The following is an 11676-nucleotide window of genomic DNA, read 5'->3' on the forward strand; positions in this document are numbered from 1 at the left end:
AGCCGGCCTGTTCGCTGTTGAGCCGCTCGAACGCGATTCAACAACCGACGGTCTTACGCTCGCATGTCTCGATATCAGTTCGACATGTCGAACCGCATGATCCGGCCAGAGGCGAAGCCGCAGATGATGAAGTCGCACAGCGGCGAGAGGATAATTTTCCGGATGTCGTCAGGGACAGTGACATTCCATTCGGGATTGCCGGCATCGTCCACGCTGAACAGGGTTCGTTCCATCGTGTAGGCGACGATCTTCCGCTTGGCGAAACCGCAGGTGACGAGTCCCACGGTCCCGTCGCAGATAAAGGTCCCGCGGGTGTTGCCGTTCTGCCCGTCGAAGGCCTGGATCCCTTGTGCGTAGCTGGCGAGGAAAAAGGACCGTCCGTCACCGGTCGCCGCCACATCCCCCACCGTTGACCACAACTTGCTGGTCCAGACGGGTGTCCCGTTCATCTTATAGCGGCCGGTCAGTCCATACTCCGAGGCGACCAGCAGATCGGTCGTGCCGGAAAGAAACTGCATGTGGCGCAGTGGCCGTACGGTTTCGAACCGGCTGAACTTCTTATTTTCCTGAGAATAGATCAGGTTGACGCCGTCGGCCTGACCCAGAGCGACGTGGGAACCATACGGATCGACGGAAATGGCCAGAATTTGATCCGAGAGATCTCGTGTCCACTGAAACTGCAGATTTCGATTGAACCAGCCGACCAGATGATCATCGAGAACGGCTGCCCCGGCGACCCCGGTATCAGCCCAGGCAAGTCGCTGTACGGAGTGGCGAGTGCGAGTCAGAGCCCGGACCTGACCTCGGCGATCCAGAAGATAAATTCCGCCAGAGACATCGGCAGCGAGGACTTCGCCAGATTCTCGTGAGAAACGGATGTCTGTCAGCGGGGCATCGACAGAAAACGACCAACGGAGCGTCGGTCGGTTCCCGCGCCCCGTGGTAATCAGCCAGTCCGCCACTCCATCGCTCATCGTTTCGCCAATTGTTTACGCAGTGTTTCCAGTCCTGCCTCGACGTCTCGATCATCTTCAATTTGACCACGAGCCTTGCTTCGCTGAGCGAGGCGATCAGAATCGTCGGCTACTTGAACGTGTGGTTGAATTCCGATCTTACCGTAGGTGCTGCCGTTGGGCGAATAGAACTTGGCTGTTGTCAGACGAAAACCGGTGTCCGCGTGACCGGGCAGAATACTTTGAACCGACCACTTCCCATAGGTTTTCCGTCCGACGATGGTGCCACGACGATGGTCGTTCACGGCTCCTGCGACGATTTCACTGGCACTGGCACTATCGCCATCGACCAGCAGGACCAGAGGGCCCGTCCAGTCAGTCGCATCTGAATGGGCCGAGTACGTCGTGTTCTGATCCTGGACTCGTCCACGCGTTGAGACAATCACCCCATTCCCCATGAATCGGTCGAGAACTTCGACGGCGGCGGTCAGCAGGCCCCCCGGATTTCCGCGGACATCCCAGATCAGTGCTTCCATCCCTTCGCGTCGCAGTTTGGTCAGGGCGGCGTCGAGTTCTTCCGCCGTGTTCTTCTGGAATCCCGTCATCCGGATGTAGCCGATTCGATTGGCACTATCGATGATCTTAACGACAGGAATACTTCGCACTTTCACAGAGCGGCGAGTCAGGGTCGCGACTCGTTCTTCCTGAGTGGTACCATCCGCCAGCGTCAAGCGGACCCGGCTGTTGGGCTGGCCCTGGAGCATTGTCGCAGCCTCTTCGGTACTTAACTTGCGGCAGTCACGTCCATCGATCTCGACGATGTAATCACCAATCTGTGCTCCTCCTTCCGCAGCAGGGCTTTCCGCCAGCACATTGACGAGCAGCAGTCCTTTGCCGCTTTCTGCTTTCATCTCGATGCCGATTCCGACGAACTGTCCATCGATATTGTTGTAGAGGTCGTCGAGCTTACCGGGCGTCAGGTAGCTGCTGTAATCGTCCAGCGAATTGCATCCGCCGAAGACGAACTCCATGATGATCGCACTGGCAGACAGTTTGAGGTCACGCTGTGCATAGTCCGACAGTTCAATGACCGTCCGTCGTGCTCCTTCCGCACCATTGACCTTCTTGTTCCAGTACTGATCCCGCAGCATGCGGCGGAACTGGGAAATACTTTCCTGTTCGCCGTATGGAATGTTTTTCTGGAGGAACTTCTCGTTATTCAGTGCGAAGTAGAGACTTTCGGTTCCGTGTGCGATGAAGTCTGTCGCACTGATGGAGTCGACATAATACTGTCTGACTTTATCGAGAACATCATCCAGATAGACCAGGGCTTCGACCCGGGACATGGGAAGCATGTTATTGACGAAGGATTTGTCGGCGTAGCGTCGTTCGACCGAGAAATGGACCTTCGACTGACGCAGGCCTTGCTTCAGCTGTTCGCTATTCGGCCAGGACTTCAGCGATTTCTCGTAGAACTCGATCGCCTCGGCCCAGCGGCGTGACGAGCGAAGTTCCAGGCCTTCCTCCACTGCACTCGTCAGACCATCTTCCGTTGAGACGGCTCGGGTTCGGGTGAAGCGTCCTTCGGCGACCTGGTCTGCTGCGTGGACAAGACCGAAGACGGATCCCGCAGTGTACAAAAATATTGTTGTTTTCAGGTAATTACAGAGTCGCATGATCGAACATCGCCCTTCTGTCAGGAATAGGCAGTGGAGTTCTCATCGCCGGTCTTTCACACCCCCCCTCGAGGTGTGAACGGCGGACATGCGGCCCTCAATCCCTGTGGCACGTCGAGGGCTGGGGTGGCCAGCCGTCGGCATCCGCGTCGTCGAAATTGAATATAAGCCGAGAAAATGTGATGTCAAACGGCATCATGCGGACCGTGTGCGGAACGACCCGTATGGACGCTAGAGTTGACGTAGACCTCGTTATCGATTCGAGGTATGAGCCGGTTGGCCGGAGCACGGGGCTTCGACCGGGAAGAATAGAGGGGTTCGGCCGGTTGAAGCGACGGATTTCGGGCCGCAGATTCAGTACCATCCGGTTCCGCGGCCAGATCGATGAAATCGGCGAATTGGACGGCCGGGCCAGAACTTTCGCTACCGGACAGTCAGGTGATGAATTTTTTCCACGCCGCCGTTACAGGTATTCATCGTCGTCATGCAAATCGCTTTCTGTGACGATTCGGTGGCCAGCGTCCTGAAGAATATGCACCGCCTGGTCGACATCGTCGACGAACATGGCGACGGCCCCGCGACCGTGCCGACGGTACAGCAGTGGATAGGCGTGGTGGATGTTCACTTCGGCTTTGACGAGAGCAGAACAGACCGCGTGAAACGGTTTGTCCCCTTCAGGCAGCTCGACACCGACGACATCGCTCTCACTGAACAAAAAGCCAGAAAGCTCCAGTTTTTCCCGAGCCCGGTCGGCATTATCGAACATCAGGCGAATCATGGCGAAGTCGACTGAATCGACGATGCTGAGGGCCATGACACGGGTGTCGATGGACTCGAGCTGACGCATGACATCATTCAAGCGGCCGACGCGATTCTCAAGGAAAATGCAAAACTGGCGCAGGCAGGGCCAGGCGCGGCCTCGCATCGTCTCGGTACCGGCGCCTTCACCCCCTTGAAAATCGTGCGGCATCACATCGCTCCATCAGTTTGATTCGACCAGGACAAAAGCAGGCCGTAGCCAGGTCACACGTGCTCGCGCGTCCTCTCTCCATTCTCTCGACCGCCCAATTTACGGCAAATGTCCGTAAATGGTCAATCTGCGTCTTGGGTTGAGTAGCGAATTGAAAGCGCGAAGCAGCCAAACGAGTGACCCGAAAACGCGATTCGAGCGCCTTGCGCTCTAGAGGTTCGAGGCATTATTCAGCAAGCCAATATACATCATGGCAATCCGGAAAATAAAGAAGATTATGATCATGGCGACCATTCCCCAGATGAACCATGCGAGCACGGTTGTCATCGCGAAGAGGCTGCGATGAGCCTGTTCTTCAAGCTGGGGGCTCAGTTCCTGCAGCTTCTCGGGAACCGTTCCCGTTGCTTCACCCACACGGACGAGTTCCAGATATTGCCTCGGAAACAGCTTCGTCTGGCTGAGTGCGAACGAGAGGTCTTCTCCTGCAGAAACCATGGCCGCGACCATGGGGATTGCTGAGGCGAAGGCCTGATTTCCTGTGGCTTTCAGACTTGCTTCGAGGCTGGGAATAATCGGCATTCCCGCCTGCTGAGTCAGAGCAAAGGCCCACGAGAAGCGCGCCAGGGCGAACGATCGAAAACAGTCACCGACGATGGGAATGCCGAGTAAGGCCGAATGGACAAAAGTGCGTCCTTTCAAGCCCTGGGAAAGAAACATATAGAGGAAAAATCCCCCGGCCGCGACGCCGAAACACCCTCCCAGCCACGTCAAGGCACCCACGGTTCCCGTTAATCCCAGCCCCAGAACATCGAAGGGCTCGGACCCGTTACTGCTCGCAATCATGCCCAGAATCCAGATCAGCAGTGCCACGATAAAAATGGCAGCCAGCAATTGCAGGATTGGCAAAGCAATCGCACCCAGGAACGTACGACGCAATCGAATCAGATTGTCGTAGTGATCCGCGAGGGCGAGCAGCACTTCCGGCAAGGACCCTGTTTGATCCGCGACGCGGACCATGTCGATCATGAGTTCCGGGAACGCATTCCCCTGCTCTGCTATCGCCGTCGAGACATCCGATCCTTTGCGAAGTTCATCTACAATGCGGGTCGTGATGGATCGCAGTCGCAGGTAATGTGAGTTCTCTCCTGCAACGCGGAATGACTTGAGGATCGGCACTCCCGATTTCAGCATTGTGGAGAGAGAGCGGCAATAGGTTGCCAGATTCGACAGTGGTAACGTCGATTCAGACCAGAATGACAGCATGAAGTTCTTCCTGGCGAAATGCCGCGGATCAAGTGACCGGTTATGAAAGTCGCCCACCGGATCAGCATAGCGATTTCGCCTGCCCTACCAACATTGATCTGAGTCCTAGGAATCGAACACGATCGGCTGTGGCAATCCGTCAGGCGCGTCCAGGAGGCGGCGTTCGCAGCGGCCGCATTCGTTGTGGTCCCGGGGCCGTGCCTAAAGCACGGGAGAGAACATGCGGCAGAAGTTTTCCTGAAGGCGGTTCCAGACCGGGCGGGCGAACCACTTGTCGGGCTCGATTTCCATGGCTGATTCCAGGTCAGTGTGGAATTGATGCTCGATTTGCTCGGCCAGACTTCTGTCGTAAAGAACGGCACCGACCTCAAAATTCAGATAGAGGCTGCGAGAATCGAAGTTCGGGGTACCGACAAGCGACCAATTGCCATCAATGGAGAGTGTCTTGGAGTGGAACTGCCCCGCCTGGTATTCGTAGATTTTGACTCCGGCCAAAAGAAGTGAATCGTAGTTGGACCGCGCGGCTTGCAGCGTTGCCCAGTAAGTTTTCGGGCCTGAAATGAGAACCCGCGTCTGGACCCCTCGCTGCGAGGCAGACTCCAGGGCCGAGACAAGGGATGGCGTGGGCACGAAGTAACACGTCGCCAGAGTGACTCGATGACGTGCGGAGTTAATTGCAGCGAACATCAGGTTATGAAAAACGTCGCTCCCTTCGTCAGGGCCACTGGCGACGACCTGCGCCACAACGTTGCCAGTCTGTTCGGGGGTCGGAAAATATCGATCATGCGTCAACACTTCGCCTGTGGCATACTTCCAGTCGATCGCGAAGACCTCCTGCAATTGGAGGACTGTGGGACCTTCCAGTCGCAGATGCGTGTCCTGCCACTTGCCATAGAACGGATCGAGTCCCAGGTATTCGTCGCCAACATTCATTCCCCCTGTGAAACCGATCTGCCCGTCAACAATCACGATCTTGCGGTGATTGCGCAGGTTGATCGACCACCGTTCCCGCAGCGAACGGCCGGGGACAAAGGAAAAAACCTGAATTCCGGCATCCCGCATCGGTTTGAGAAAGCGATAGGTAAGAAGGTTGGAGCCGATTCCGTCGTAAAGGAATCGAACTCGTACCCCGCGCTGTGCTTTGGAGATCAGCAGGTCTCGCAGTCGTGTGCCCAGCTTGTCGGGACGCCAGATGTAGTATTCCAGATGAATTGTCGATTCGGCAGCGAGGATTGCCTCCGCAATTTCATCGAATGCCTGCTGTGCGTTGGTGAGCAACTGCACTCGATTACCCACCGTCGCACGGCTGCCCGAAATCCGTTCGGCAAGTCGCCTCAGTTCCCGCTGAGTTTCGTCGAGCAGTTCGTGGTGTACATGATGCTGATGTGAGAGTTGAGGCAAAATCCGAGTGACGGATCGGGTGGCTGCCTGTTTCCGGCGCAGGCGTCGTTCGACCCGATTGATGCCGAAAACGACGAACAGCAACGCCCCCACATAGGGCATGGTGATGATCGTCATCATCCAGGCCACTGTCGAGACCGGTTGTTTCTTCTTGGTGAGGAGAACAACCGGCAACAGGGTGAGGGTGAGGACGTAGCCGAAGATCGTAATTATTGCGAGAGCGGTTTGCATGCGGCGAGCATAATCGATTTGGTTGCATCAATCATCTGATGCACTCCTGCGGTGAATGACATTCTCGCGGCGCACAGTCCGTTGCCGGCATTGACGCGCCCCCTCCCTCGATTGAACGGAAGCCATTGCTGCCGGGATTCGATGCCCGCTGCAACGGAAGGCAAGTCAACCTGCGGCTTTTTGGGCCGGCCGCTGAGATCAGCGGTGGGGGCCTGCCCGATTTTTGTAGAGGGGGGATGCAGGTGGGCAAGAGACGGCGGCGGGCGGTGGAGGGAACAGCCCTCGATTCGAGGCACGACTCCGATGTCTCGGCAAACCCTGTGGAGACGATTCCTCGCCCTGGCTGCCGTGTTGAGAAGGCTGGGCGAGGTGGGTTCTTTCTGTGATCGGTGACGGAGCGATCACGGTTAAGCTGAATCACACACGGCGAAAACGAGTGGACATCCTGATTCCACTTTTGCGTGAGTTTCCGGGCAACGGTCGAGGCGTCGCTGCCCGAACATCTCATTTTAGTCTGGATTACTTGGCTTTGTTACGACGGTATCGTGCACCGATAAGACCCAAAGCGCCAACGCCCAACAGGGCAAAGCTTGTTGGTTCTGGCACGTGTGCTGCCTTGAGGTCGAACGTGACAGTGTCGGTAGCGGGGTTGTAGGTGTACGTCAGGGTATAGACGTCGGTGTGTGTGCCGTGGAGGACAGATTTCGTGCTGGTGGTTGAGGTGGGGGTGAGCTGGTCGAAGGCGATCATAAACTGGACGAGCGGACCGACTCCTTCACCCGGATGAGGCGCCGTTGTGTGCTCACCCGTCAGCTTTCCGAACCAGCCGTCCCCACCGCCCAGGTAGGTGAGAGTGATTGGGTTCGGCCCTACCGACCAGTTGGTCAGCACAGGAACTGCGAGTGAATCATTGTTGCTGCCATCGTCCAGAATTCCTTTTCCGTACCAGGTCACTTCCAGTTTCAAGGGTTCATCGATGACCACAGTATCGGGAACAATTCCGGCCACTACGCTGCTCTGTTGTCCGAACAGGACCAAAACGAATGTCATCGAGCTCAGAATTACGGCTGCACGTGTGAATCGGCGGGAAATACTCATGGGACGGTACTCACTTATTCTACGTTTAACTAGACACTCATTCGAGAAGACAAAACAGGGAACCCACATCCTGAGTCCGAGCGATGGGTTCAGAGGGAGTGGACTGACATCGATTGAGACCTCTTACGCCGAGGCGTGGAACTGCGACCGGCGGAGGAATCCCGCTGAATCGAACCGAAATGATCACGGCAATAAAACTTTCCCAGTCGAGAAACGAGACAATCCGAATATCTGACACCCAACCGGGAGGGCGGCGTTCGCCCCGTCGACCCATCGGGGGTCGTGCGAGTCGGTCAGGCGCGCCATGCTGTGATGAAGGCCACATCAGTCTTGCTGCCGCAAAAGTTCACTGCGCACAAATGAACACAAATCTCATATTCAGATATTCGTTTACTGTGTATCTAAACGCAACTACAATCGGATTCTGTCTTTGCTGTAAGTATCGATTGTGCCGGTCGCGGATACTGTAGCGATCAAAAATGCGGATTTCCAGTGACTCCCGTTCAGAAAATGCGTCGCTCAGAACGTCTACGACTCTCGTGTCTGCGGCGACGCGAGACAGTGGTTGTTCGATCTTGTTGCGCTTCTCCGGAGTTGCAGCCCCCTGCATCAATGCAGTCTGTGCGCAAGCGTTCAGACAAGACCGGCACGGATATCACTCATCGTTATATGAGGAGAGTGAAAGAAATTTTCCGTGACTTGGAAATCTTATATCCACTTACAGTCGTCCGGGGAATAGCAGTTTCTGATTGTGAGGGTCGCGCCGCTTTTGTGATTCTCATAAATGAGACTGTCGCAACAGGTTAGTAGGTGCTGCTGAAGCGTGTGACAACCGGAGTACCTAGCATTGCCGAAGCGTGTACCGGCATCATTCAACTTATGACGGTTCGTATGTCTCGGGACGATCTATCTGATTTCCGATGCAGGCTTCTGCTCCCCTGCGATAGTTGCGCGCATGTTGAAGGTTTCCTGCGTGAAACTCTCCCGTGTGTCGTCGGGAAAACATTGCGGAATGGCTGGATATTTGGAACTTCCCCCTGTTTTGCGGGCTGGTCTGCTGAGCAGCCCCACGGAGTCCCGGCAGGGTGATCGGAGACTTGCGAAACTCAGTCTCAGTGAGGGGCGTTCCGGTTCGTCTTAACGAGTCTCGCTAAGGGAGTTGAGTCTGGAGGATGTTGATAAGTTCGCGATGCCTTGCATGGTTCTCGGGCCTGCAGAACTCGGTTCTGTCGTGCGAAATCCTCCTCCGCAGTAAATGTAATAGGTAGTCAAGCAGGATTAAGAGAAGCTTAAATTAGATTTCGGTGCGGATGCTGTGCCGGGAAATCCTAATTCAGAGTTGCTATACGATGTTGATTAGTTATGAGATGTAGGCAGGCAGGCATGTAGTCGTGTTGGGCCGTATACCGTCCATTGCCCCGACTCGCTCACTGGAGAATTTCACAGGCGATGACCGCCGGAGTGTGGCGGACGACCGAAGAGGGAGACGTGGCTCGTCTGGTCTGAGACGGGATTTCTCGCTGTCAACGACGTTCGACAGCAGGGGAAGTCATTCGAGTTCCCGCAGCAGGTCGTCCAGGTCCAGGCGTTGGGTGAACATCGCGAGTTCGCCGATCGGATTGCGTGGCCACTGATCTTGTGGACGATCCCAGTAAAGTTCGATTCCATTTTCGTCGGGATCGCGCAAGTAGAGGGCCTGGCTGACGCCGTGATCGCTTGCACCATTCAAGGCAATTCCTGCCCGTCGGAGTCGCTGGAGAGCATCAGCCAGGCTTCTGCGGGTGGGATAGAGAATCGCCACGTGATACAGGCCCGTCGTTCCCGGCGGGGGTGTCGGGCCGGCGAGGCTTTCCCAGGTATTCAGTCCGATATGGTGGTGATACCCACCGGCGGAAAGGAAGGCTGCCTGAGTCCCGTATCGTTGCGTGACTTCAAACCCCAGGACACCATGGTAAAACCGGATCGAACGTTCCAGGTCGGCGACCTTCAGGTGGACATGGCCGATTCGCGTTTGAGGATCAATCGGCTGGCGGGGCTCATTTGAGGACATGGTTCACTCCTGACTTCCTCGGCATGAGTTTGTCTTGACTCATGACCCGGTACGGGAATCAGACCGTTTCGATCTCGGCCTGAGATTATGCCCGATCGGCTGTCGCCCCTGCCAGTGGGGCGAATCCGCAACCGCCTTCTCTTTCGTAAGCAGTGGAGTGATTTGTGTTGGCCGACCTCGTGTCACCAGAGTCGCCTCGGCGGAGGCTGACCTGCCGACGGGCGTCTTCACCCTGTCCGTGGCCCTTCATCCTCGCAATACCGACGGGTGCTGATGGGGGGCTGGATGATCACAACTCATGGGGGCCCCTGTCACTTGAGTGGGGGCCAGACGATGGCAAACGGACGGGCTGGCTGCGGGGAGATCGGATTACCGCGGATTGATCTGGTTCAGTTCAACGGGCTGAGATCGCAGGATTTCGTAATCCTCGGTGACATCTTCTCCCACCGGGTTGAGCTGTTCGTCGCGATAGCGAGCCGCGATGGTTCGATGAGCGGCATCCTTCCACTGATAGTAGTTCTGGAGACTCAATGCGAGTTGCAGGCTGTAATCCATGCTTGATGTGGGCTTATCCGCATCAAAGCGTTCGCCGTAATTCAGGTTCTGGAACCAGCGCATCCAGCCTGTTGAGCCCACTGAGGGGACTTTGTCAGCGGGCTGAAACAAGGGGCTGATGGGAGACTTGGTGGGGGATTGAGCCGTCATATGGCAGCTCATGCAGGAGCTCAGATAGTTGTCAGCAGGGCCATTCAACCGCCCGTTCCATCCCAGATGCGTGGGGGGCAGTTCGTTGTCGTCCGGATTGATGATCGTCTCTTTCAGGTGTGGATTGCGTCGGGTGACAACGGGGATCGGGTTCGTGTATCCGCCCCACGTCCCATCGGTGACGTCTGGATCATTCCCCCACTGAATGCCGACCGGGACCAGGTTCTTCCACTTGTTCGCGTTGTTCATCTTTCCGTTGTACTGGTAGTTTCCAAAAACCCATCCATGGGGTGCTCGTTCATCACGAACCATCAGATCCATCTGAATCAGCGTCATTTCCTTGAACACGCGATTCGTCGCGAGGTAGTTTTCAGTGACGTAGGCGTTCCATTTCAGCGGGTTCTCGAGCGATGGAACTTCCGTTGAAGGGACATCCGTAAACAGCACCTTCATGACCACGGTTCCCACTGGAAAACGGACATCGTGGGCATTCGGCTTGTCCTTGTCTGCCCAGACTTTGCCGATGACGTAACCACCGAAGTGATTGTAAATCGCCACGGCGTACATCTGGCCTCCCTGGTGGCTCTGGCTGATGGCCAATTGCTGAGGAGCGACGGGGGCTTCTTTTGTCAGGCCATGGACCCCTTCCCGGCCGTTGGGTCCGCAGTGCTGCCACGGAACATGGAACCAGGTTGGCTGATCTTTGATCGCCGCATCGAAGTCGTCAGCGACGTCGCCACCCAGGACATTGTCCTTGAAGCAGTAATCTTGTGCCGCCAGCAAGTAATCGCGCCAGTTCTTCTGAAAGTCGATCTTCAGGAAGTCAGGTCGCTCGGACGCAGGGGGCTCTGTCTTTGGGTAGTGCTGGCTAAGTGTAAAGACACGCCCCTTGTATTCGAGCGGCGAAGGGAGGAAACCAAAGTCAGGGTAGTGCTGATTAACGTACGGTTGATCATCTTGAGCCGCCCGGGCATTGCTCCGTTCGCTGAGAGTCGCCGCTGCCATCACCAGGGCTGAAAGTCCCAGGCAGCAAGTGAGGGAGACGCGGAAGTTGATCGTCATGATGAAGTCCCTCACGCGCAGGTCACCTGCGCCAGGTTGATGCCAGAGTATCAGAATGGACGGGGTCAATCAGGATTCTCGACGTCGCCGAATTGCGATGGGGGTGTGACGTCAACAACACGGATTAGCGAGGCGATTTACGATCGGAAAAAGTGGCTCTTACGTTCCTGTGTTAATACACGGATGTGCAGATTCTCGCCTGTGAAGCGAGCGTAATAGTTCAAGCAAGATGGAGAGGGGTCGCAAATTAATACTGCCACTCGTGAA

The 11676-nt window shown here is 56.1% G+C and carries 8 protein-coding genes; all 8 read right to left on the bottom strand.

The features are described from left to right. Positions 1-74 precede the first annotated feature (74 nt). Positions 75-974, bottom strand: a complete 900-nt coding sequence (locus tag ACGY09_RS22745; RefSeq protein ID WP_397569560.1) for a hypothetical protein — start codon at positions 972-974, stop codon at positions 75-77. Continuing rightward, positions 971-2629 carry a S41 family peptidase gene (locus tag ACGY09_RS22750; RefSeq protein ID WP_397569561.1) on the bottom strand — a complete coding sequence of 553 codons (1659 nt, stop codon included), beginning with the start codon at positions 2627-2629 and terminating at the stop codon, positions 971-973. Before ACGY09_RS22750 ends, ACGY09_RS22745 begins: the two co-directional genes overlap by 4 nt. Positions 2630-3092: 463 nt before the next feature. Beyond that, complete coding sequence (locus tag ACGY09_RS22755; protein WP_397569562.1) at positions 3093-3599, bottom strand: acetolactate synthase; 507 nt, start codon at positions 3597-3599, stop codon at positions 3093-3095. Between the two features lie 210 nt (positions 3600-3809). Continuing rightward, positions 3810-4862, bottom strand: coding sequence for a type II secretion system F family protein (locus ACGY09_RS22760; protein ID WP_397569563.1), 1053 nt, complete (start codon positions 4860-4862; stop codon positions 3810-3812). A gap of 201 nt (positions 4863-5063) precedes the next feature. Beyond that, positions 5064-6494: a cardiolipin synthase gene (gene cls, locus ACGY09_RS22765; protein WP_397569564.1), complete on the bottom strand. Its 1431-nt coding sequence runs from the start codon at positions 6492-6494 to the stop codon at positions 5064-5066. Positions 6495-7013: 519 nt separating this feature from the next. Further along, entirely contained in the window at positions 7014-7544 is a 531-nt protein-coding gene (locus tag ACGY09_RS22770; RefSeq protein ID WP_397569565.1) for a PEP-CTERM sorting domain-containing protein, read from the bottom strand. A gap of 1597 nt (positions 7545-9141) precedes the next feature. Beyond that, positions 9142-9642, bottom strand: coding sequence for a VOC family protein (locus ACGY09_RS22775; protein WP_373652674.1), 501 nt, complete (start codon positions 9640-9642; stop codon positions 9142-9144). A 369-nt stretch (positions 9643-10011) separates the two neighbouring features. Next, the gene (locus ACGY09_RS22780) at positions 10012-11409 is read right to left on the bottom strand and encodes a hypothetical protein (RefSeq protein ID WP_397569566.1); all 1398 of its coding nucleotides are present in this window, start codon (positions 11407-11409) and stop codon (positions 10012-10014) included. Positions 11410-11676 lie beyond the last annotated feature (267 nt).

The organism is Schlesneria sphaerica, from assembly GCF_044336245.1.
In the GTDB taxonomy this organism is placed as follows: Bacteria; Planctomycetota; Planctomycetia; order Planctomycetales; family Planctomycetaceae; genus Schlesneria; species Schlesneria sphaerica.

Excerpts from the sequence above, each read along its gene's own strand:
- ACGY09_RS22745 (WP_397569560.1), bottom strand. The coding sequence starts at position 974 with ATGAGCGATGGAGTGGCGGACTGGCTGATTACCACGGGGCGCGGGAAC.
- ACGY09_RS22750 (WP_397569561.1), bottom strand. The coding sequence starts at position 2,629 with ATGCGACTCTGTAATTACCTGAAAACAACAATATTTTTGTACACTGCG.
- ACGY09_RS22755 (WP_397569562.1), bottom strand. The coding sequence starts at position 3,599 with ATGCCGCACGATTTTCAAGGGGGTGAAGGCGCCGGTACCGAGACGATG.
- ACGY09_RS22760 (WP_397569563.1), bottom strand. The coding sequence starts at position 4,862 with ATGCTGTCATTCTGGTCTGAATCGACGTTACCACTGTCGAATCTGGCA.
- cls (WP_397569564.1), bottom strand. The coding sequence starts at position 6,494 with ATGCAAACCGCTCTCGCAATAATTACGATCTTCGGCTACGTCCTCACC.
- ACGY09_RS22770 (WP_397569565.1), bottom strand. The coding sequence starts at position 7,544 with ATGACATTCGTTTTGGTCCTGTTCGGACAACAGAGCAGCGTAGTGGCC.
- ACGY09_RS22775 (WP_373652674.1), bottom strand. The coding sequence starts at position 9,642 with ATGTCCTCAAATGAGCCCCGCCAGCCGATTGATCCTCAAACGCGAATC.
- ACGY09_RS22780 (WP_397569566.1), bottom strand. The coding sequence starts at position 11,409 with ATGACGATCAACTTCCGCGTCTCCCTCACTTGCTGCCTGGGACTTTCA.